Raw genomic sequence first — 22,405 nt, 5'->3', positions numbered from 1 at the left:
AGCTTACCTTTATTCTTCTGTCGTCAGACCACGCAGTGGGCTCTCCAGTCATCCGCCGCTCTTCATACCTTGCAATCTAAAAAACGAAGGAGGGTATCATGCCAAATGTCGGTCACCATTATGTAAAAGAGATGTATCGCAAGTTTAACTATTTTGCCGCATGGCTTCCGGGCCTATCTCCCCAACTGGGCGATATCGGGCGAAAAGAAGACGGCCACTTTTTTCACCGCCTTACCTCGTTGGAGAAAGTTGGGGTGAAAATCAAGGTTCGCAAGGGTCTTGAGCCGATGGATTTTTCTTATCGGTCGGACGCGAATCTTCTCTGCGAATCGAGTGCATCCATAGAAGAGGCTCCATTGCCCGCACAAAGCACGGCTGCGCTCACATTCGCCTGTCAGGGCGCCTTCTGTTTCGACGCCATGGAATGTTTCGTGGATGAGATCGAAAATAAGGCCGAGATCGCGGAAGCAGTGCGGGAACTGGCACGGATCAACCGATGGAGCAGGGATTATACGGTGGTGGACAGGGTCGTGAGGTCCGGCAGTACCACGCTGTTTTTGGCCGATTCGGAAGCAGCCGCCATGGTATTGACCGGGCCGGCAAATACAGTGTTCGACCGCCTGGCCGATCCCCACGGGAACCTGAAAGTGCAAAAACAGGAAGGCGAATTGGTCTCAATTGTGGCGGAGAAGGACATGGCCCCCCTCTTCACGCTGATGCGCGTCAAAGAACCGTTCTGGGATTTTGTCACGAACGAGATAACATTCTCAGGTAAACGTTCGGGGGCCGGGTTACCGGAGGGAGGCATCGGTTACGGACCGGGACGAGGCAGCCTTTATGAGTTCGCCTGGGAGGCGGTAGCCCCGGGTTACGAGAAAGATCTCGAGCTGGTATCGATTCAGGCAAAGCCCGGGCGGGAGGCAAAAGCTCCCGAAGGAAGGAGGATCCCCGTGACGTGAAAACGCCCCCATCTTTGTTCATCTTGCAGCGGTTGTACCGGGGTGGATGTCTCGTTGAGCACGGGGTATTCACCCCCTATTTGTATCGATAACCGGGAGAAGACCTCTTATTTCTGCGCGGCAGTTTTCCGCTTGATATAGGCTTCTATTCCGTGGTCGCGGCAAAATTGCCTTACCTCCATTGCACATCTATTGTAAAAACCGGCAGAATCGCCGTAAAGACCGACTTCTTTACTATAATTGAGGCGTCCGAATACGATCCTGTCTACAAAATCGATTTCGGCCAACAATTGCGTCAGGTCCTGCCCGATAATATTCGGAGTCGGGTAAGGCTCGATGCTGACCCACGTCCGGAGGCCCGCGTCGTGCAGGGCCTTGAGGCGCTCGATCCTCTCCATGCAGGAGGCGGCATAGGGCTCATATTTCTCCCGGTGTGTTTCCGCGAGAGAAACCAGGGTTATGCCGTATTCGTTATTCCGGAGAAAGCCCTTGTCTGAAAGCGCCGCAGGATATAGTCCCTTCGTCAGGGTGGTGACCCTGATCCCATTGGCATTTAACCGGGCAATTATCTCGAGGGAAAGGCGGGTCACCTCATCATAGCCCCTCATAAACGGATCGGTGGAAAAGCAGAGGTGGACATACCGTATCCTATGCTTAAGCCTCGGGAGTTCCCTGTCGAGCAGATCGAGGGCATTGCCGACAATCTTGGGCTTGCACCATTCGTCATAGGCTTTGACCTTGCCGAAGCGCTTCGCCATCATAAATGCATAGCAGGGATAGGTGCAGCCGTGGCCGCACCCACTCACATGGTTGATGGTGTAATCGCCATACTCGACGGCGGTCCGGTATAATAGGCTTTTTCGGATAATTTCTTGCATGCTGAGGGAATATCGCGACAATCGCGATGGGCTTATTTTACCACATTCACCCATTTTCCGCCATGGCACGATCCCTGGAGGGAAGGTTCGGCCTCCGCGTCCGGTCCTGCACTCCCGAAGGCCATCCTCTTGCAAAAATTTGCCCTCATATATACGACGAGTCCATGTTCCTTTCCCCCATGATAATCTGTCCATAATTAAAGACCGTGGAGGAACAAATGGCCGTGACAAGGCGCTCTTCGAAACCTCGGGTACATGGGTCATTGGCAGGCGCATGGCCGGTCGCGCTTTGCGGGTGAGTGAATAATCTCGTTGTCGCCCAAGATATTGAATAATAAGGTATCCACCGTCGGCACAACCCCTCCCCGGAAGGGAAGAGGGAAGGCGAAAAAGCGAAGGGCCTTAATCTGCTCTTTACGCGTTCTTCTGCCCTTTGCCGAAAGGTATCTCCAGTTGGCGCATCCGGTGCCTCAAGGTGTTTGCATTTATTCCCAGAAGCTCTGCCGCTCCGCCCTTACCCTGAACTCTTCCCTTCGTGATGTGAAGGGCCTTTTCGATATGCCCTTTCATCGCCTGGTCCAGGGTAGAAAATGTCCCGTCTGTTTCGGGCAGGATGTCCTGCTTCGCGTCGCCCGCCGCGAGGGAAAGCTCGTCGAACCTGAGAGGCTGCGAAGGGTCCGTAATTTGGGCGCGGATCAGGGCCCGCTCCACGATATTCTGCAGCTCCCGCACGTTCCCCGGCCAATCGTAGGCGACGAGACGTTCCATGGCTCCCGGGGCAAGCTCCGGATTGATCCTGAGGTTGAGCTCCCGCGACTTGTTCATCACAAAATAATAGATCAGCATCGGTATGTCGGACTTTCTTTCCCGAAGCGGCGGGATCTTGATGGGGAACACGCTGAGCCGGAACCAGAGGTCCTCCCTGAATACTCCCTGCCGTACCAGTGTCTCGAGGTCGCAGTGGGTCGCGGCAATGACGCGGACGTCTATTTTTATCGGATTTGAACCTCCCACGCGCTCTATCTCTTTCTCCTGCAACACCCTAAGAAGCCTCACCTGGGCCGATGCGGGCAGGTCTCCTATCTCGTCGAGAAAGATCGTGCCCCTGTGGGCGCGCTCGAAGCGGCCCGGCTTCTGGGAAACAGCCCCGGTAAAGGCGCCTCTCTCGTGTCCGAAGAGCTCGCTGTCGATCAGTCCCTCCGGAATGGCTCCGCAGTTGATCTTTATGAAGGGGCCGTCCCTGCGGGGCGAGGAAAGGTGAATCCTGTTGGCAATGATTTCCTTTCCCGCCCCGGTCTCACCAAGGAGGAGTACCTGGGTCGTCAAAGGCGCGACTTGGGAGATCACCTCCATCACATTGTGCAGCCCGCCGTCCGCACCGATGACCTCGGCGCCGGAGATCTGTTTCAGCTCGTGGCGCAGCCGCCGGATGTCCGCGGAAAAAAGCTCTTTCATGTTCACGATCTTCTGGTATTGCAGGGCGTTTGCCATCGCTATGGAAAAAGGCCGGTGAAGCAGCTTGATGAGGCGAGTGTGCTCTTCCGTATATCGGTTGCGCCCGCGCACGAAGAAGCCTACCTGTCCCAGCCGGCGCCCCTTCGACCACGTAAAGAGCACGATGCTCGATTTCTCCATCAGCCCGAGGGCCTGCCACACCGCCCGGGGCACGGGGTACTGCTCCGGGTTATTGTGGATCATGACGACGCTCTTTGTTGTCTTAAAATCCTGCTGCCCTTCCGGAGAGATGGGTATGACTTTCACCTGCGTGTTGAGGGGAATCCGTGTTTTGATGGCCATCATGACCACAGATTTGCTCTTCTCGTCGTAGTAGCTCATGGTGACCCCGTCGAGGGGGATGTAATTCTCCAGGTAATCGAGGCATTCCTGGGCCACCTCATCGATATCGAGGCTGCTGCAGATGCGAAGGGTCGCCTGGTTGAAGAAATCGAGCTCGTTGATCATCATTCCTCCGAAGAAAAGGCAAATGCGATATTTGACATTCCACTTACTGACATACCATATATGGCACTGCATTTCGACCATATTTCGCATTATGGCTCTTCTCTCGATTCCATCTTCCTTGAATCTGCGACATTTTTCCATTGGCACGCATTTTGGATATTTCAACGGCAATTACCTCATCCTGTTGGCACACACAATTTATCGAGGATTTACAAAATTATTGATTGGGGAGGATTATATGTCCGAAGAGGAAAAGGGCCAGGAAAAAAAGAAGCTTCTTTCACGACGCCAGATCCTGGCAGGCGCGGGCGCCACACTTGCGGCCGGCGTACTTGCCGCGACAGGCGCTACACGGGTGAAGGCAGCGGGAAATGACGACGCGGTAAGGGTCGAGCCAAAAAAATTGAGAAACCTGCCACTCGAGGAGCAGGTATGGGAATTTGAGAAGCAACCCGGAGCCGTGCCCGCGTCTGCCATTGTGGAGACTTTGACTGCCGATATCGTGGTGGTCGGCACGGGGGCCTCCGGTATGCCGTGTACCATTTCCGCCGTCGAGACAGGGGCGAAGGTGATCGCCATCGAGAAACTGACGAAAGAATACATAAAGAGCCCGGGAAGGATCTACAAATCGAGGGCGATAGGCGCCTGGTACGGTTTCTCCGACAGCAGGCTCATGGAAAAGAGAGGGATCAAAAAGGATAAGGAGCTGCAGGCAGGGGCCCAGGTGAGAGCCTCGCTCTGGAGGTGCGACCAGAGGCAGATCAATAAGGTCGTCAACTACGGCAGAAAAGTCGCCGACTGGTGGCTCGACATCCTGGAGGGGCAGGGGATAAACCCCGATTCCATCCCCATAGAGGTCCACGGCGAGATGAACCAGCAGGCCCTTCCGAGCCAGGCCCATTCCAGGCCGGGTCAGTGGATATACTGGCACCCCGGGGCTCACATCATCACCGCGGTGCGGGTGGAGCCCGCCCTCGAAAAGCACCTCAACGAAATGGGCTTCCAGATCACCTACGGGACCGCGGCTGAGCAGCTCATCAAGGAAGGGGACAGGGTTACGGGGCTCATTGCGAAGGGCCCTAAAGGCTATGTAAGGATCAACGCCAAAAAGGCGGTCATCCTCTGCACCGGCGGTTATGAAGGCAACCCCGAGATGATGAGGAAGTATTTGCCCGAAGCAGGGGCATACAAGGAGGTATTCGGCAAGAAGACCAACACGGGCGACGGGTACCTGATGTCCCAATGGATCGGCGCGCGCATGGACCCCTGGCCACATTGCCCCATGACGTGGGACGGCATGAACCCCGAGGCATTGGAGAAGCTTCGCCTCGACTACGTGGGTATCGCCCGGCAGCCATGGCTCTATGTGAACGCCTTCGGCGAGAGGTTCATGAATGAGAACGCCCCCTTCAGCGGTATCGGAAAAGCAATGTTCATGCAGCCCAAAAGCATGATGTGGACCATATTCGACGAGAGGTGGAAGGACGACAATGTGCTGGAGAACCTCGCGGGCACCGTCTGCAGGAGGATGACCACCAGAAGGATCCCCCTGGTCCTGCCCATGAACAGCAAGAAGGCCACGGAAAAAATGATCGAGGCGGGTATCATCATAAAAGCGAATTCCATCGAAGAGCTCGCGGCGAAGATGATCAAGGAGGGCCCTGCCCTGGGCATCGGCGGCGATCTGAATGTGGATGTCTTCAAGGCTACCGTCGCGCGGTACAACGAGCTTGCAAAGTCCGGGCGGGACAAGGATTTCGGAAAGGACCCCCAAACCCTCTTTCCCTGCGACAAGCCGCCCTATTATGCGGTGAGGACCACGGTCGGCATCCTTGTCGCCCAGGCTGGTCCCCTGGTCAACGATAAGTTCCAGGTGATGAACAAGGAAGGGAAGGTGATCTCCGGCCTCTACGCGTGCGGAAATAACGCGGGCGGATTCAACCAGTACGAATACTCCATGGACGCCGACATCGGAAGTCTCGCCCGGTGCTGCGTAACCGGCTACCTTGCCGCCAAATATGCGGCAGGCGTACCCGTATAAGCGGCATCCGGCTTTTCCGTGAGGCGGGAGCCCGAAATTGTCCGGGCTCCCGCCCATAGACGACAGGAACAAAGGAGCATGAAATGATAAGAGGGATAGGGAGTTTCCTTGCCGTGGCGTTCCTGGTGCTGTGGTGGGCGACCTTTGCCGTCTGCGAAGGGCCTTTGCGGGCGGACGCCCCGTCACCGGGGGCCGCGAATTGCTCCGCCTGCCACGAGAAACAGGTGAAGTCGATGAAAGACAGCGCCATGCACGTGTCCTCCCATGCGAATAAAGGGGTCGATACCTGCACCGGCTGCCATGAGGAGGCGGCGCTCAAGAAATCGCACGTCAATGTGACCGGCAGCCGGCCTGTAAAGGCGCGCCGGTATTCCCGGGAGTTTTGCCTCAAATGTCACGGCACGCCTGCCGAACTTGCGAAAGCAACGGCAAAAAGCAAAATCCTGACCGATACCAGGGGGAAAGTGGTCAACCCCCACGATATCCCCAATATCCCGAAGCATGCAAAAGTGGACGAGTGCGCCAACTGCCACAAAGAGCATAAGGCAAACCCGAATTCCATGGAGTATTGTATGGGGTGCCACCATACCGGGGAATTCGCCTGCGCCAAATGCCATTCCTGATCGCGCCGAAAACCGCGGTTAGCCGGGAGACCCAGAGGGCCAAGGCCGCTACCGGTCCGGATAGAGGCCATGGGAGCAAAAAGACCATACCCTAGACAGAGGAGAGGAAATGTTCGGACTGGGAATGCAGGAGCTTATTATCATTATGGTAATCGTCATTCTTATATTCGGAGCCGGTAAGCTTCCCGAAATCGCCTCCGGATTAGGAAAATCGATAAGGGGTTTTAAAAGGGCGATCCAGGAGCCCGACAAGGAAAACCGGCCGAGGGCATAAGGGTGCGTCCCCACTCACGGGAGATAATCGCTCCACCCCGGTAGCCATCTAACCCTGACCGGCTGCATGCTGTTGAAATGAATCAGGTTTGATACCAACAGGAACGGACAGTTCCCGATGACGGATTCGAATAAAACACGCGGCCCGGTGCAGCTGACCCGCATAGATTCGCCCATACCGCTGCTTCCCATGAGAATTGTCGTATGATGAGGCGCTTTCGCTTCAGTTACATCGAATGCACGGCGCATCGTAGGAGTCGTCCCCACATAACCATGCCCCGCCTTCTGCATCTATCGGCTTGTAGGGCAGCAGAATATACTTGGACTTTTCCGTCTCCTCCACGACCTGCACTTCAAAATTATCTGGAAGAATGATTCCGTGCTCTTCCAGTACCGCCTTAGGCTCGGCAAGAAATCTCTTTCTAAAAGATGCATCCGTGCCCGCTTTCTCGATCACCTGCGCTATTCTTCTTCTATACTCTTTGGTGTCTTTCTTCATCTCACCCACTCCTTATACACTCTACTACGAATGCTTTGTCCCGTGATTATCGGGAGGCCGGCTGCATATTTTCACATATTCAGGGAATAAACTCAACAAGTACAGTCGATCTCCTTGTTGAAGGCTCCAACCTTCTTCACCTGATCGCAGGTTGGTCCTCCTCTTTCGACCACCGGACCCGATCCGGCCCCGCACGCACAAGGGCCGAAAGAAAGTGAACAATTAAAGAATTTGCCCGGGATTTCCCCGGTTGCGGTCCTGCCGAAGATGCCTTACATTGAGAAAGGACCGGCATAAACGGATCGACTCGGTTTCGGCCGATGGAAAGACAAAGATATATAGCTCTCGCAATAGATTGGCCCATTATGGAGGTGCGTCGCTGAACTTGAAGACATCTATGCTCAATTCGGGAAATAAGGAGAAAACGAGACGAAGAAGCTACTTTTTGGCGCAATGCTTTTTGTATTGGCGGGCTTCACTCCCCTTCCAACCATGGCGCAGATAGACATTAGCGTGAGGATTGGTCTGCCGCCGCCCATCGTATTTCAGGCGCCCCCCGATGTAATAGTCCTGCCTGATACGACCGGTGTCTATGTTGTCCCTGATATCGATGCAGAACTGTTCTTCTGGAACGGCTGGTGGTGGCGTCTGTGGGAAGGCCGTTGGTATCGATCGCACTATTATAACCGTGGCTGGGGTTATTATCGCAGTGTTCCAAGCTTCTATTTTGACATAGATCCAGGTTGGAGGGGACACTACAGAGAGCATAACTGGTACGGCCATCCCTGGAGGTACGAACGAATTCCCAACAGACGGCTTCAACAGAACTGGAGGACCTGGCAAAACGACCGCCGCTGGGAAAAGCATGCGTGGGGCGTCCAGGGCTATCAACCCCGACCGCCGCAACAGAGACAGGAGCTAAGAAGCCAGAGGCAGCAGCAATACCACCAGAGGCCCGAGGTCCAGCAACATCAGCAACGAATGCAGCCTCAGGCCCCGCAGCCACAAAGGCCGGATCAAAGGCCTCAGGCCCCGCAGCCACAGCAGCGACCTCAAGTTCAGCAACCACAACATTTTCAGCCCCAGGCCTCGCAGCCACAAAGGCCGGACCAAAGACCTCAGGGTCCGCAGCCGCAACACGTCCAGCCTCAGGGTCCGCAGACGCCAAGACCGGACCAAAGACCTCAGGCTCCGCAGCCCCAACACTTTCAGCCACAGGCTCCGCAGCCGCAACGCGTCCAGCCTCAGGCTCCGCATCCTCAGCAGGAGCAAAGACCTGAAGCCCAGCAGCCGCAACACTCTCAACCCCAGGGAAGACCCGAAGGGGGGGAGTCGGACCATAGAAGGTAGAATCAGGGAGCGATGGGGATGGCCCCTCCATCGCTCCAGCTCAATGCCATATCCCGAGCTTCGAGCAGGCGCCGCGCGAGAAAGCGTGCACCTTTTCGTTGGTATCTTCGAGACCGAGCTTTATGGGCGCTTCATATTCTTTGCAGTAACGGTTCATCATCACGGTCAGGGCGTTCAGTTTCCATTTCCAGAGATTTTCCGGCTTTATGTACCAGAATTTCCGGGCCAATGTGCTCCCGATCTCATCGTAGCTCATGGCCATAATCTGTTCCGGACGCATTGAAGGCGCCAGGGCGCCAAGCCCCGGAAACTCCTCCTCGCCCGTACACTTATCCTTGTTAAAAGGGCATGCGTCCTGGCACGCGTCGCACCCGTACAGCCTTCCGCCTATCTGTTCCGCCATCTCGGGAGAAGGTACCCCCATTCCCATGTTCGTCGATAAGGTGGTCTGAAAGCTGATGCACCCGATCATCGACATGGTATAGGGCGCGTTGAGCGTTCGGGTCGGGCAGGCTTCGATGCATTTGCCGCACTTTTCAGGACATGCTTTGAGCTTGATGTCGCGAACGAGCTCGAGCTCCCGGTCTATCGCGAACATCTCTATATGATTATGCGACCCTTGCGCCGTGTAGAAAAAGTTGTTCTTCCGAATGATTCCGAGCCCTGCCTGATACGCCGCCCACCGTGCCGGCGCCGGGAGGCCATGGCCGCTCCCCATCGTAACCTTAAGGCCGAGACCCTCCAGAAATCGGGCAAATTCCCTGCCTATCCTGAAAAAAGGGGCATTTTCATCCGTTCTGCTGTCGAACATGTAGGCTTTGCCGTAGACGCCGTCGAATTCGCCGGGCACCTTGTACCTGTAATTGGGGACGATGGCGACCACGATCGATTTTATCGCGGGATTGGCCGCCGAGGGGTCCGCGTAATCCCTGAACCTTCCATATATATTCTCTCCCATGGGTATCCGCGAGATACGCTCTTCCAGCTTTTCGCGATAACCGGCCAACGCACCAACCCCTACGATGCCGCAGTCTTCATATCCAAGTTCCAGGGCCTTTTCCCGTATTTTGTGTTCCATATCACACATCCTCCTTCTGATGGTCTCCCTTTCTGAAACTACCTGCTTTGCGGGAACCGGCGGCGGTTATCACTCCCGGTCCGGCATAGTACTTGCTATTTAAAAGTAGTATAAAACATTAACTTGTGTTATGCAAGCAATTTGTATATATTTTTACATGAAGAGAATTATCCGGAGATCGGCATGCCCGATCAGCTCTACCCTCGAGATATTGGGCGATAAATGGACCCTGCTGATCATACGGGACCTCATGTTCAGCGGAAAAAAAACCTACGGCGAATTTCTCCAGTCCCCGGAAAAGATCGCGACCAATATCCTCGCCGATCGCCTTCTCGTTTTGGAACAAAACGGGATCATTGAAAAAAAGGCCTTTCCCGGAAACAAGGTAAAAAATCTCTACCAACTGACTCCCAAGGGGATCGATCTGATGCCCATCCTCTTTGAGATCATCCTATGGGGCGACAAGTACTTCGAAACCCCGGAGCAAATTCACGTGCTTGCCGGAAAAATCAGGAAGGATAAGAAGGGCGCCATAGAGGAGATGTCGAAACGGCTTGCAGCGAGGGAAGGGGAGGCCCGGTAGGGGATTCTCTTAAGAACTTAATGCAGGGATATCCCATACGATCCCCTTTCTTTGAGAGTTATTTTATTATTTAGGGCCATCCCCTATCCCCTGGGCGTCCCTCATTTTCCCCACGTATACCACCGGCGTTGACACACTCGACGAAACTATTTTTTCACTAGGACCTCATACGTTTCATATCGTTCCTCTCTACCACCATTACCTATGAAGCAGCTCCAACGCCCGTCGTAAACTGCCACCTTGCCGGGATGGGCATTTCCATTGTGATATGCTCTGCCTATATAAACAGGCTGGGGAGTATCTGAAATGTGACCACCTTGAACAGCACCGGTTGGCAAAGAATTTGTCACTCCTGTTGACCAAACGTATTCTGCCGAATTCGCAACAAATATTTCGTAGTTTTCATATCGTTCTTCTCTTCCTCCATTGCCAATAAAGCAGCTCCAGCGTCCATTGTAAAAAGCTGTTTTACCCGGATGAAGATTGCCATTGTGATTAGCTCTGCAAATATATACTTGATAGGGCGTGTCAGAGATATGGCCGCCTACTAAGGCATTTGTTGGAGGGACAGAGGATGAAGATCTGATCCATTGTGCAACAGGTGTTTGAGTGGTGCACGCGCATGTAAATCCTTTGTTGTCCGTCCTTACGATGCAGTTTGAACAACCTACCGGCACTTCCTTAGACAAGCCGTGCGTGTAATTAGCAATGTGAGAATCGTAACTGCAATTCAGCACGTGTTTGCCACTGGGTGCGGTATAGATATTCGCACCCATCAAATCGCAACGAATGAATGTGGATGGCTCCCACTTCTCCTGCGACTGAACAACTGCATTGACTTTTACAGGACAGTCTATGCCAGTTTGAACTTGAGCAAGTGCATAGTGTTCCACTCCGATCACCACACAAATCATGAGAAGAACCAAGGCCCACTTTTTCATACCGTTCCTCCTTTGGTTGATATTTACCGTGCCGGACGTCCCGCAGCGGTAGAGAGAAAGTGCTCTCCGAAGTGTATCACCTGAAGATCCTGGCTCTTGGCATTGCCTATTGCGTATCATTATAAGACCTGTTGATTTTGCTCACGAGGCAAAGGGCCATAGTTGCACCATTTCCCTTCAACATCTGCCAGATAGGATTTGCTTTCCCATCTTTCCCTATAAAGCTCACATACAATTGATTCCCATAGAATTGACAGAGAGACAAATGTGACCTAATACCGTTTATGTCCGCTGTCAAGGGGCTGATCCTTCCGCAATATTTTGGACACACAGACGGTCGGAACGTTATTGGGGTCAGTTCTGTTCCTGTATTTTCGGAAACGGGATAAAAGACGCATCCAGGCCAACCCTTTATCAATAAAGATTCGAACCACACCCGACCTCCAAGAAGACGATCACATATGCCGTCAGAGGAATGTTTGCATTTTTCCCCCGCAGTCTGTAAAATTCACCAAAATGAGAAAGGAGAAGTGAGATGGATGATGTTCCGGATTTCGATTCTTTTCAGGATTGTCGCGGGAAGACGATAAGGTTCAGATATGATCTCATCGATGCCGGAAACATCTTTTCACTCCGGGCGCGGGAGGTGACAAAAAGCGAATACCCTCGAGTGTTCAGCGCCTACGATCCCGCGAGTCCGTGGAATGCTCTCTTCAAACTGAGGAAGCGCATACCTCAGGAACTCAATACCCGCTATTTCACCGAAGAGGCGGGCGAGGCTTTCGGCACCATGAATTTTGACCACTTCAAGGGAAGCATAACAACGGATTCGGAAATCCATGAGGCGTGTCTCGTGGTTGACGGAAAAAAGATGAGCATGGGTGACTTGGGGCGGGTATTGTCCATGCACGAGGGATGGCAGATAAAGGTGAGGATAACGGAGGAGGGGCAATGATTATCCGGCTCGGGAATACCCTTGCGAAGAAAATAAAAGAGACGGTGTTGCCGCCTGTACCTCCGAGTTCTAGCCCGTTTGCCGACTGGACGGCCCGTCTTTTCACGGCGGATCGTACCCAGTATATCCTCGTTTCCAATACCTCCGCCTTGTATTCTGCGGTTTTTTACGGCAAAGGGGTCACCGACGCAAATCAGCTGATTAACCGGGTGCTCGATAGCTTGCGGGACATTATGACGGAAGATGGATTTGAATCGATATATGAAAAACGCATAGGACCCGAGACTGGTGAATTTCTTTTGTCGAAAACCGCCAACCGTTCCGTGACCGGTTCGATGAACGACATGATCTGGCGTGGGAAGTATCATTTGATCAGGGACGAAATATCGCCTTTCGATGTTTCGTCCCTCCTTAACAAGACCCCTATGTCATCTCTCAAATATGGGTACCCGCGAGATGCGTTCGGCCTTATGGCCGAGGAGCCCGAAGGTCCGGCACAGGGAAACAATGTCATTTTGTTTCCGAAAACTCCAGGAAGACCGCAGGGTCGATAATATCATTTCCCCATATCCCTAAATGGCTGATCGGGCCCTATGGGGGGCGCGAGAAGTGCCCCATATTCAATTGTCAAAGAGCAGTGCTTCCGCCGCGGCCCGTGGAGCGGACACTCTTGTGCCTCTTGTGACTCACCATGGGGGGGAGGGAGGGTGTCGGTTCGTTTTCGCGAAATCATTGGGGATTTATCTCCCCGAGAAAACCATCCATGAGTTTCAAAGGAACGTCCGACCCGTCGCGCCTCGTGAAGACTAACAGAAGGGCCTTCCGAGGTCCTCTAAAGCAGTTGAAAAATCTCTCTTTAAACGCTCGCCCCACCCTGGGCGTGCCCCTGCCATGTGGGGAGAGCTTGGTGTCAAATCTTTACTTGAGAAATACCATCCTCGATCACCTTCATATGCCTTTGGAGTTTTTTATCTTTTACGGCTGCTTCCCGTAGTCGTTTCCTCGCCACGCTTATGGAACTGTAGTCCAGGCCCATGAGTTCCCCGATCTCCCGCTGGTTCATGCCCGCATAGCGGTAGAGAAATTCCATGGCCACACTTTTGGCGGGTCTTTTCTCAAGCACCTCTTCCGGGGTAATTTTGAAATGTTTCGCAATGATCGCCAGGACCTCATCGGGTCCCGCCTCTTTGATAATACGCCGTGCTTCAGGCTGTTCGCGGGAAGAACTCAACATCTTCATCTTGAGAATTTCCTTAATGAACGGCGCAGTACCTATTATCCCATGTCCTTGTCCTCTTTCTAAGGGATTGACCACACCCTGGATGCCTTCTTCCACAAAGTCCCTATAGGATGATTGAGTACTGAAGCGGGAGAGGATATCGGTACGGGAGAGAAAATCATACCGGGAAGAGGAGAGATAATCGCGATAGCTGCTCCACGGGTATTTATCAAGGTAGGCCTTCTTCTCTTCGAAGGAGGATTCCGAGAACTGCTTTATACGGATGGGATTAAGGTGAAGGTATCGTGACACTTCGAGAAGATAGCTGTCTGTCTCGATTAAAAAGGATTTGTAGCGGCCCTGGTAGAGATGGCCGGATCTTTGATGTCTCTTATTGAAATAGGAGGTATAGGAGATGGTGAAATGGCGCATGAACTCCTGAAGGTTGGCTCGCGGCGTGGTTACCATCATATGGAAATGATTGGTCATGAGCACGAAGGCGAGGAGATTCACCTGGTATATGTCAAGGGAGCGCTCTAGAAGGTCAAGGAACTTCTTCCTGTCCTGGTCCGACAGAAAGACACTCTGTCTTCCATTGCCCCGGCAGGTGACATGATAATATGCATCTTTAAACTGGATGCGAAGAGGGCGGCTCATGGGGGAAGGATATCAGGGAGAGGAGATGAATGTCAAGAATAAAGATTTGACCCCAGTTACCCCCCTCGTTGACGCCGATGGAGACGACAACGCCCGCCTGCCTGCACGCGTCGCCGATAGCGTTGGTGGCAGGAGAGGGCACTGTCACCGCCTGGTCGAGCAGCTTGCGGTACTCGGGTCCGACAATGATCTGGTAGGGGGACTGGACAAACGAAAAATACGGGTAGTAAGGCACCACGGTCTCCGGGAACGTGGCGAACTGCACCCCCTGTCGGCCAAGCTCGTGGATCTTCCGCACGACCTTTTCGATTGTTCCCTCGCGGCTATAGAGGACGGGACTCAGTTGAACCGCGGCGGCCTTAACGACTTTCATTGCCACCTCCCCGGCTGGCGAGGAGGGGCATGAAATACCCGGGACGAGCATATCGCCCATGCAACATGGAGAGAACCAAAAGGGGTAGGGTCAATCAATCCGGCCCCGGCATTGCATCGTTTCATGGGGATCCTCCTTCGCTGATGAGGCGTCGCGCCCGCGTATCGTTTCGCGAATTCCAGCGGCCTGTCCAGATGGGGGCCACCAGGCGATCGCGCCGGCCGGCGCTGCAACTGCAACCGGCGATACAGCGACCCGTCCCATACGGTGCCTCCGTCAAGAATCGGTATCGCGATAAGGGATCCGAAGTGCGCGGCGCAGCCGATTTAGTATCGCCGTCGATATTCCATAACGGATGTGTAATCATGAGCCCAAAGGCAAGTCAAGGGTAAGTTATCGCTGATGTATTAAAAGCGCTACACAATAGCAGTTGGTTCTGCGACAGACAAGAGACGACATCTGACATATCATGAATATAGAGGCAATAGAATCGCGCCTCAGATAAGGCTTTGATCACGGAGTCAACTGCGGCTAAAGTAGCAGCGGTCAGATAGAATTTCTAAAGGAGGAATACCATGAAATCTGGCATCAGGGACAAGGCGGAAGGCAACTTTCACGAAGCAAAGGGCAAGGCCAAGGAAATGGCCGGGAAAATCGTCGATGATCCCGAACTGGAGGCCAAAGGCCAGGCCGAAAAGGTAGCCGGCAAAATGCAGCGAAAGATCGGTGAGGTCAAAAAGGTCCTTGGGAAGTAGCGGAGGAGCTGCACCATGTTTCAAGTCAGGATAGGGACGGCGATCTGTATGCGACCTGCCGGCGGCAAAAGGCTCAAGCGAGAGGTAGAGGCTCAAAGTCAATGAAGGATGCGAAGCACGTGGCCAACGGAAGAAACCAAACCTGACACAGGCATTAAACGAAGAAAAAGGAGGAAGCTACCATGGATACCACAACACTCATCATTGTCGTCATTGTGCTGGTCCTCTTGTTCGGTGGTGGTGGAGGTTATTATTGGACCAGGCGACGGTAGGGGCCACTTCTCGCATTATTTTGACGCAAGAAATTTCCCGATAGGGGGACGAAGGGGACATCCCATAACTAAATAACTCCGTTAATGGTGACGTTGAGCCAGTGATGTAGTTATGGATGCCTCCATCGCACTCCCTTCTGCTGGGTGAATTCGCCCAGGTTTTATTTTGATGGTGGATCAAGGGACCTCTGCTAGTGGTCCTGGAGGAAAAGGTTATCAAGCAGGTTCACGACTTGCCTGAAAACAGGCAAAGTCTCCTTCCAATTTGTACGGAAAAATCAGTCATTCATACCGCCGATCTTCAGGTGAAATCGTTCACCTTCCGCTGCTCCAGGGGTGATGAGAGCTCCCTCCGCCTGGTACTTCACTGGCTTGGAGCCCGCTTTCCCGTAGGAGCGGATGATCCCTGAGCGTCTGTCCGGCGCGTCCTTCGTTTTTCGGCACGGTACTTGCTTAATTGCTCAAGTGGTACACAAGCGGGTACGGTCTGAAGCGGAAAAACGGACGGAGAGCGTGCGTATGGCCATGAGTAGGACCCAACCCTGTTGGCGAGGAGCTGAAAGGTTGGGAGGCATAGGACCGATGCAGACCAGAGCGATAAAGGCGAAGGAGAAAAGAGTATGAAAAGGTTGTCGGGGTCAACGTTTCTTGGGATCATCTTTAGTGTGTTCATTGTGGGCAGCTGCTTTGCGCAGACGCTTCTTTCCGAAAGCTTCGAGAACCTGAATTGGTCTTCCCGCGGGTGGTACGATAATACCTCCCACGGCCTATTGGCAACTTCCGGTTGTTACGCGGGAAATTGTCTTCAATGGTCGTGGGCCAGCGGTGCGACGATTCCGACCAACGGAGCGGGTGTTCGTCGCCTCTTTACTCCCAACGACAAGGTCTTCATTAGATTCTATTTGAAAATTGCCTCGAATTGGCAAGGAAACGGTCTTACCTATGGTCCTCATATGATCCAAATACTAAGTGACCAGGATGCTGCATATCAGGGGCCGGCTTATTCTTACCTGGACAGTTACTTCGAGATCAACGGGAGCTCACCGAATCCGATATTTTCGATCCAGGACAGTGCGCTTATCAATACGTCTCATGGGACCCCTCCGAACAATCTCGTAACGGTTACCGAAAATCGTGCGGTCGCAGGCTGCAATGGCGATCTGGGCGATCCGGGCCAGCCGACGTGTTATTTGAATGGTGATTGGTACAATGGGAGAATATGGCGGGCTTCTTCGGTGACGTTGACCAAGAACGTCTGGCATAAATTCGAATACTATCTCCAAATGAATACAATATCGAACAACGCGGCACGGGCGGATGGCGTTCTCAAACTTTGGGTTGATGGCGCTCAGGCCCTATCGTTCAACAACATTGTGTATCGAACGGCGCAGCAGCCTGCGAAGAAATTCGCTCAGCTGTTCCTAGGCCCTTACATGGGGGGCGGTTCTACCGTAGCACAGGTTATGTGGATCGACGAATTATCGATATACGGCACGAACCAGTATGGTTCGGCTACTGACGCCCCTCCGGTGATAACCCCCATATCCCCCCCGTCAGGCACTCTCTCGTGCCCGTCCAGCCCTGTAGCCACTACTCTCTCGGTTGCTACCAATAAGCCGGCCACCTGCAAGCTAAACGCTTCCGATGCAGCGTATGCAGCAATGAAATACACCTTTCCGTCGACGGGCGGCACCACGAGTTCGGTCCCCCTCAGTTTGGCGTGCGGAACAACTTACACATATTTTATAAGATGTGCGGATGCTGCGGGCAACGCAGACACCTCAAGTACGGTAATCACGATTCCTGTCGGCACTGCAAGCCCTGTAGATACCACTCGCCCCACGGTGACTGCCTTCGGTGTGCCGGCCACCTCCACCTCGCTTACGGTACCGGTCACGACATTTACCGCGATCGACAACGTAGGAGTAACCGGCTACTGTGTAACCTCTGCGAATAATTCATCTGCCTGCACATGGACCGGCTCCGCACCCGCAAGCTACACATTCACCGCTCAAGGGAGTCAGACGGCCTATGCCTGGGCAAAGGATGCCGCAGGAAATCTGTCGACTCCATTAACTGCGGCGGTAACGATTGCTCCACCTAACAATGCGCCTCCCGTTATATCAAACGTTTCACCGACAGGTACCCAGGCCTGCACCGCTAATCCCCGCAACGGCACTCTCTCGATCTCGACCGATAAAGCGGCAACGTGCAAGCTGAATGCGTCCGATGCGAGCTATGGCGCAATGAAGTATACATTCGCAACAACAGGAGGAACAACGCACTCGGTTCCTCTCACGTGGTCATGCGGGGTGACCTATACATACTATGCACGATGCGCGGACGCGTCAGGCAATGCGAATACGTCAAGTAAGGTAATCACGATCCCTATTGCAAAATGATGGGTGATCGAGGGGACGCCCTTTCCTTTTTACTTTGTTGTACCGAAAGTGAAAAAGGAAAGGGCGTCCCCAAAGTTGTCTTGTGGAAGTGCCGAGGTGACTGGCGTGACTCTTGGTCTTCAACGTGGAAATAGGTTGTAGACTACTGGTATTATTGGATGGTGGAAGTGCATCAATATCCCCATGCACCCACTGCTATTCGTTGGAAAGGCTGCGAAATTAAAGTGTATTTGGCGAAAACTTCGACTTGACGAAGTTGCTACGTCCGATTTCTCAGGTTACACGTTTGCCTGCGAAAGATGCATCGCCTTGGTGTGACGGAACGTATGCGACGGCACCTTTTCCAGCAGAAGGATAGTGTTTTGTTCCCTGGCCCACATATGATTTCTGAGAAGTAACTCTTTCGATGATTTGGAGTTTTAAGTTTTTAAGAGCGTCCCTGACCGTGTCCTAAGTTTCAATTTGCGCTCACCTTTACAGGCTTTTGGGGACTACAATTGACAGTGACACTTTTCTCCTTATAGTTCTTTTAAGAAGCAGCGCAAATTTTCCGATTCTGACGCATGGACGAACGCGGCCATTGGTAACGCGGGTCGCAACGGGCGAAGGGAGGAAAGTAGAGGATACTGCTCTACCGCCTCCAACCGGTTGGGTACGATGTGACCGACCTCAGCGGGCCCGGCCGGCAGCAAGGGTGCTCTAATCCCGGGGCTTCATTGTAAGAAAGGACAAGGCAGATATGGGGCCATTTTGGTTATCTTGGAAGGTCGTCTGACGAGCAGTGCCCTTTCAACGCGAATCACCCGCATTGAGAGGGGCGGGTCTGCAGTCAGGAAAGGAGGTGGTGTTATTTGATTCGCAGATAAGAACACGGGGCATGCATAACACTGGTGAGTTTGTCTAAATTTCTTGACAAGAAGCGGGCATACCGGATCAACAACGCAAGCGGCTCGCAATTGGCTCCATCAGAAAGGAGAAGTGAAATGAAAGCAAACAAAATTTGCAGAGGACTTTCCGGACACCGGTGGTTATGGGCCTTACTCGTCCTGGCCCTTACCTCAGGGTTGGCGACCGGTGCGGGAGCGGAATACTCACGGGACAGTGCCGCGATACCCACACCGGCAGATCTAGTAATGATGAAAAGCCGATCCCAGACGCTTGTGATTCGCCTGCTCAACATGACGCCCTATAATGTTGTCCAAGACACGACACATATCTCCACAATGAGCGGCGCCACTGATCTAAACCGTCACACTGCCAAGAGCGGAATGTTCGCTCCGGTCGGCTGGCCGGGAGGAGCAGACGCACTGCGTGGCCTGCACGGAACCTGGTCACAGATTCCAGGCACCGGCAATTGGCTGTTCACGCCCGATGCTACCAATAGCTGGGTGCATCCCCACAACTTCGTTGTCGCCTGGGACGATCACGGCGGAAATGTAACGAAGAGTCAGATGGGATGGACGATCCAGGGGGTCCATGCTGCAGGACAAGGGCCGGTCACAAAAGACGTGCCCTTACGCATGTGGTTCACCCGTAACGATCCCAAAAAAGCTATCAACAGCGACCTCTTTGGGTTTATCAGCTCTGCCGTCAAAGAGGCTGCCAAACTCATTGGGGTGATCGTTATGCCTGAGAATCCGGCCGCCTGGATTAACGCCTTTGCAGGGGCTAAGGAGCTGGCGAACGCGACATTTAACAATTTTAACAGTGTAGACACGTCGACCGACGCTGACAAAATGTATTTCGCTGCCTACGTCGTACCGGACGGCAAGGTGGGTAACCCGGACTGCATCGGGTGTGCGCCGCAGACGGTCACTCAGTCTTCGAAGGGCACCACTGACGCGGTGGACGTGCAATGGGCCAGCGAAACCGGCAGCTACTCGGATGAGATCATCGTCACCACGCACCTGCTCCGGGGAAAAGACAACGGGCTCGAGTACGGCAACTATGGCTTCCAGGACTACAGGCTCCCGATTGCGCATGTGACGCTGTGGACACCGGAACAATACACGTATGCGCAGCTCGCGTCCGTAACGCAAATGACGTCGCATTACTTGGGCGCGCAGCTGGGCGAGGCGCTTGCGACGGGAAACCTGCAGAAATACAAACAGTTCGCTTCCATATACAAGTCCCTCAACAAATCACAGCGCCACACGCTCCGTGAGGCAATCGAGGCGTTTCTGCGCGACAACCCGTTGACCCGCCAGGAGGTCGTCCTCCTGGAGAAAACAATCTCTGCCATGCAGAAGGGACAGATCAAACTCAGCCCGGACAACCGGTAGCCAAAAGGAGGAGCAGGCCATGTCAACAAAAATACAAAAGAACATTCTTGTGGTTGTCGTCATCCTGTCGACGCTGTTTGTCTGGGGTCCGCGCACCGCATCAGCCGCTACACATCTCGGCGCGGGGATATGGCAGTATATGAGCTACTGGAGCATCTCGCTTGTAAATCTGACGGACTACCCTTTGACGTACATGAGAAACACTGAGCCGGATGCCTACGGCTATCCATGGGTTGGTAACACGGGGGAGCCCATGCTGGACGCCGGCACAGATTGGCAGGTAGACCCGTACCGGACAAAGATGTGGCTTTGCGATCGGGGATTCATTGCTGCTCCAATCATATATGACGGGAGAATAACGCTCTATTCGACGGGCTTCAAGGACTGGGCCTTCGACCTTGTTTTCGAAGATCAGAAGGCAGACGGTGTCCTTGAGCATGGCACCTGGATAGCGTTAAGCCCGCATGAAAAAACAACGAAGCAAGCCTGGGCGCCCGCTAATACCTGGTCCTATGGACGTTGGGCGACACCGGTAAACGATTTGGCCATGCACAATGTCATGACCCTCATCGGTCCCAAGCTCATGGTCACCCTCTACACCGCGAACAGTGTCGACATGGTGGTGGTCGTGCAGCAATTGAAGTCGACAGACGAGACAACCGGCAACGTTGTCTGGGATGACACCGGCGACGCATACCGCGCGTACAAGTTGGATTTCGTGGACCGCGGCTCTACGTATGTACCCTAGGCAGGCTGCAGCGGCAGGATCGTACTCCCTTGTGTCTGTATAACGATGGGGGGTTAGGGGGATGTCCATGAATAAACAGCTTCCTTAATTGAAAAAGCACCAAATGTCAATATGTCAAGGACGTCCCCTATGATTCTTGCTTTCATTTTCCCGGACTGGTTTTTAAGACCAGGATCTAACAGGAGGCACAGGAATGACCCCCAAAAAGGTTTTCTTTACGAAAGGGGTGGGTGTTCACAAAGACAAGCTACCGTCTTTCGAGGTCGCCTTAAGAAACGCAGGCATTGAGAAGTGTAACCTTGTGTATGTATCAAGCATATTTCCGCCCCAGTGCAGGATTCTTTCCAAGCGTGCCGGCTTAAAACTTCTCAACCCCGGTCAAATTACCTATTGTGTAATGTCCCGAAATCAGACAAGCGAACCGAACCGCCTTATTTCTGCAGCAGTTGGTTTCGCAAAACCGACGGATAAATCCTACTATGGTTATATCTCGGAACATCATGCTTTCGGTGAAAAAGCCACGGTATCTGGGGACTATGCAGAAGACATCGCAGCCACAATGCTTGCTACGACCCTCGGTGTTCCTTTTGACCCCAATCAGGCGTGGGATGAGCGGAAACAGGTTTATACTGCGAGCGGCCACATATTCAAAACTACGAATATTTGCCAGTCTGCAGAGGGAAATAAAGACGGTCTATGGACCACGGTATTAGCGTCAGCAGTATTTATTATAGATTGAAAGGCAATGAAGGCAAAGAAAAACCATGGAGATATTAGAGGGACGTCCTTGACATATGATCCCTGAGAAGCAACTCGCTTACAGCCTTTTGTGACAAGGGAAACACAAAGTGAAAAAGTAAAGGGCGTCGAGCTCCTTTATCTCTTGACACCTCCAATGGGTGACCCCTCTGCTTGGTTTATGGGGTCTTCTCGGGCTTCTCTACCGCCGCAGATTGATTCGTGCCTCTCGCCGTTGTTCCCGTCTGGCGACTCTCCAAAACATTCTTTAGACTTTCCGATTCAACAAGTCTTTTCATGAAGTTTACGACAGCTTTCTCGGTGACTTCCTTTCTATTATCGTCCCCATCCATCTGCAGACTTTCCAGGCGTCCGTTCCCGCTTACAACTTCATGCCAGACTATGGTGTTGCTTTTATCGTCACTCAACTTCATATTGGCTTGGATACTGGCTTCGAGTGCCCCGCTCCAAAAACCCATAATGCCGTGGGAGTCGAACTTCATAAGCTGTCCGGACAAGGTGAAATTGCCGCCGTCTCTGACAATTGTGTATCCTAATTGGGATAACGTCGCCTTTATTCCATCGCTCAAGAAATCCCCTATTTCCTGCTCGCTCAGATATCGGCCCGAGGTCTTGTGTACAACCCCTTTTTGCGCTATAAGTGTTGGTTCAACCCCTCTCTCATCCGAGAGTTTCTTCACAACAATCTCTGTTGGGAAAGCGACTTTAACCGAATAGTTAGGCGTGTAATCAAGTTTGATCACGGAATCAGTAAATGCGCAACTCTGGACGAACAGCCCCGCAATTACGCAAAGAC

The 22,405-nt window shown here is 53.1% G+C and carries 21 protein-coding genes; 13 read left to right on the top strand and 8 right to left on the bottom strand.

Translation table 11 applies throughout. The annotated features are described in order from the left end of the window. The first annotated feature begins 98 nt into the window (after positions 1–98). A complete protein-coding gene (locus VGJ94_03075; GenBank protein HEY3275578.1) occupies positions 99–959 on the top strand; it encodes a hypothetical protein in 861 nt (286 codons plus the stop codon). A 107-nt stretch (positions 960–1,066) separates the two neighbouring features. Here VGJ94_03075 and VGJ94_03070 read toward each other — a convergent pair whose 3' ends face one another. Further along, entirely contained in the window at positions 1,067–1,837 is a 771-nt protein-coding gene (locus VGJ94_03070; GenBank protein ID HEY3275577.1) for a radical SAM protein, read from the bottom strand. Positions 1,838–2,251: 414 nt separating this feature from the next. After that, a complete protein-coding gene (locus VGJ94_03065; protein HEY3275576.1) occupies positions 2,252–3,802 on the bottom strand; it encodes a sigma 54-interacting transcriptional regulator in 1,551 nt (516 codons plus the stop codon). 235 nt (positions 3,803–4,037) lie between these two features. On the opposite strand from VGJ94_03065, the gene VGJ94_03060 reads away from it, so the two are divergent. The 3 genes from VGJ94_03060 (at position 4,038) to tatA (ending at position 6,737) form a co-directional block, all read left to right on the top strand. Continuing rightward, positions 4,038–5,840 (top strand): FAD-binding protein, encoded by a 1,803-nt coding sequence (locus VGJ94_03060; protein HEY3275575.1) that lies wholly within the window; start codon positions 4,038–4,040, stop codon positions 5,838–5,840. 83 nt (positions 5,841–5,923) lie between these two features. After that, the gene (locus VGJ94_03055; GenBank protein HEY3275574.1) at positions 5,924–6,463 is read left to right on the top strand and encodes a cytochrome c3 family protein; all 540 of its coding nucleotides are present in this window, start codon (positions 5,924–5,926) and stop codon (positions 6,461–6,463) included. A gap of 109 nt (positions 6,464–6,572) precedes the next feature. Next, the gene (gene tatA / locus VGJ94_03050; GenBank protein HEY3275573.1) at positions 6,573–6,737 is read left to right on the top strand and encodes a twin-arginine translocase TatA/TatE family subunit; all 165 of its coding nucleotides are present in this window, start codon (positions 6,573–6,575) and stop codon (positions 6,735–6,737) included. A gap of 222 nt (positions 6,738–6,959) precedes the next feature. Here the strand turns inward: tatA and VGJ94_03045 are convergent, their stop codons facing one another. Further along, on the bottom strand, positions 6,960–7,235 hold the full coding sequence (locus VGJ94_03045; GenBank protein ID HEY3275572.1) for an NHLP leader peptide family RiPP precursor: 276 nt from the start codon (positions 7,233–7,235) through the stop codon (positions 6,960–6,962). Between the two features lie 1,390 nt (positions 7,236–8,625). After that, on the bottom strand, positions 8,626–9,663 hold the full coding sequence (locus VGJ94_03040; GenBank protein ID HEY3275571.1) for a 4Fe-4S double cluster binding domain-containing protein: 1,038 nt from the start codon (positions 9,661–9,663) through the stop codon (positions 8,626–8,628). Between the two features lie 157 nt (positions 9,664–9,820). On the opposite strand from VGJ94_03040, the gene VGJ94_03035 reads away from it, so the two are divergent. After that, positions 9,821–10,246 (top strand): helix-turn-helix domain-containing protein, encoded by a 426-nt coding sequence (locus tag VGJ94_03035; GenBank protein HEY3275570.1) that lies wholly within the window; start codon positions 9,821–9,823, stop codon positions 10,244–10,246. A gap of 146 nt (positions 10,247–10,392) precedes the next feature. Here the strand turns inward: VGJ94_03035 and VGJ94_03030 are convergent, their stop codons facing one another. After that, on the bottom strand, positions 10,393–11,187 hold the full coding sequence (locus tag VGJ94_03030; GenBank protein HEY3275569.1) for a DM9 repeat-containing protein: 795 nt from the start codon (positions 11,185–11,187) through the stop codon (positions 10,393–10,395). A 535-nt stretch (positions 11,188–11,722) separates the two neighbouring features. Between VGJ94_03030 and VGJ94_03025 the strand changes: the two genes are divergently transcribed. Together VGJ94_03025 and VGJ94_03020 are read left to right on the top strand one after the other, a co-directional pair. After that, positions 11,723–12,142 (top strand): hypothetical protein, encoded by a 420-nt coding sequence (locus VGJ94_03025; GenBank protein HEY3275568.1) that lies wholly within the window; start codon positions 11,723–11,725, stop codon positions 12,140–12,142. After that, a complete protein-coding gene (locus tag VGJ94_03020) occupies positions 12,139–12,696 on the top strand; it encodes a hypothetical protein (protein ID HEY3275567.1) in 558 nt (185 codons plus the stop codon). Before VGJ94_03025 ends, VGJ94_03020 begins: the two co-directional genes overlap by 4 nt. Positions 12,697–13,052: 356 nt before the next feature. On the opposite strand, the gene VGJ94_03015 is transcribed toward VGJ94_03020, so the two are convergent. Both VGJ94_03015 and VGJ94_03010 read right to left on the bottom strand, forming a co-directional pair. After that, on the bottom strand, positions 13,053–14,018 hold the full coding sequence (locus VGJ94_03015; protein HEY3275566.1) for a transposase: 966 nt from the start codon (positions 14,016–14,018) through the stop codon (positions 13,053–13,055). Further along, positions 13,990–14,391 carry a nitrilase-related carbon-nitrogen hydrolase gene (locus VGJ94_03010; protein HEY3275565.1) on the bottom strand — a complete coding sequence of 134 codons (402 nt, stop codon included), beginning with the start codon at positions 14,389–14,391 and terminating at the stop codon, positions 13,990–13,992. Before VGJ94_03010 ends, VGJ94_03015 begins: the two co-directional genes overlap by 29 nt. A gap of 575 nt (positions 14,392–14,966) precedes the next feature. Between VGJ94_03010 and VGJ94_03005 the strand changes: the two genes are divergently transcribed. The 6 genes from VGJ94_03005 to VGJ94_02980 all read left to right on the top strand — a co-directional run bounded on the left by VGJ94_03005 (position 14,967) and on the right by VGJ94_02980 (position 21,589). After that, positions 14,967–15,146: a CsbD family protein gene (locus tag VGJ94_03005; GenBank protein ID HEY3275564.1), complete on the top strand. Its 180-nt coding sequence runs from the start codon at positions 14,967–14,969 to the stop codon at positions 15,144–15,146. Positions 15,147–15,328: 182 nt separating this feature from the next. Beyond that, positions 15,329–15,418 (top strand): LPXTG cell wall anchor domain-containing protein, encoded by a 90-nt coding sequence (locus VGJ94_03000; protein HEY3275563.1) that lies wholly within the window; start codon positions 15,329–15,331, stop codon positions 15,416–15,418. A gap of 1,283 nt (positions 15,419–16,701) precedes the next feature. Continuing rightward, the gene (locus VGJ94_02995; protein ID HEY3275562.1) at positions 16,702–17,820 is read left to right on the top strand and encodes a hypothetical protein; all 1,119 of its coding nucleotides are present in this window, start codon (positions 16,702–16,704) and stop codon (positions 17,818–17,820) included. Between the two features lie 983 nt (positions 17,821–18,803). Then, positions 18,804–20,102: a hypothetical protein gene (locus VGJ94_02990; protein ID HEY3275561.1), complete on the top strand. Its 1,299-nt coding sequence runs from the start codon at positions 18,804–18,806 to the stop codon at positions 20,100–20,102. 193 nt (positions 20,103–20,295) lie between these two features. After that, positions 20,296–20,850 (top strand): hypothetical protein, encoded by a 555-nt coding sequence (locus VGJ94_02985; protein ID HEY3275560.1) that lies wholly within the window; start codon positions 20,296–20,298, stop codon positions 20,848–20,850. A 193-nt stretch (positions 20,851–21,043) separates the two neighbouring features. After that, positions 21,044–21,589, top strand: a complete 546-nt coding sequence (locus tag VGJ94_02980; protein HEY3275559.1) for an arginine decarboxylase, pyruvoyl-dependent — start codon at positions 21,044–21,046, stop codon at positions 21,587–21,589. Between the two features lie 178 nt (positions 21,590–21,767). Here VGJ94_02980 and VGJ94_02975 read toward each other — a convergent pair. After that, positions 21,768–22,405: hypothetical protein (locus VGJ94_02975; protein ID HEY3275558.1), on the bottom strand; the 638-nt coding region annotated here is incomplete at its 5' end.

This window comes from Syntrophorhabdaceae bacterium, assembly GCA_036504895.1.
Classification (GTDB): domain Bacteria; phylum Desulfobacterota; class Syntrophorhabdia; order Syntrophorhabdales; family Syntrophorhabdaceae; genus PNOM01.
The sequence above is the reverse complement of the archived record's forward strand: the minus strand, read 5'-3'. Positions and strand labels throughout refer to the sequence as shown.